This window comes from Pseudomonas sp. 2995-1 (assembly GCF_002742505.1).
GTDB lineage: Bacteria > Pseudomonadota > Gammaproteobacteria > Pseudomonadales > Pseudomonadaceae > Aquipseudomonas > Aquipseudomonas sivasensis.
In genome coordinates this window covers 1-285 of record NZ_LJSA01000366.1, presented here as the reverse complement: position 1 = coordinate 285, position 285 = coordinate 1, and the positions used below count along the sequence as shown (strand labels likewise).

Genomic DNA, 285 nt, shown 5'->3' with positions numbered 1-285 from the left:
AACTTATGGAGTGGCAGTTTTATAGATCGTTTAAACAAAAAATACCTTATGATTTTATTAGACACTCTTCAAGGGACTCTAATCATTTGTTTAGCGATTGTATCCACCTCATTATGGATGATTTATATCCTTGTTTTCTTAATTAATATGGCCGCTTCTGTATATGAACCGACTGCAGATAGCTATATCACAAGGCTTATCCCACGTGAAAAAAGACAGCGATTTAACTCTTTAATAAGTCTTATCGACTCAGGAGCATTTTTCATCGGACCTGCAATCACTGGT

General features: G+C 35.4%; 1 protein-coding gene. It reads left to right on the top strand.

The features are described 5' to 3' along the window. Positions 1-285, top strand: a 285-nt coding sequence (locus tag AOA61_RS16710; RefSeq protein WP_143521215.1) for an MFS transporter, incomplete at both ends; no start/stop codon positions are given.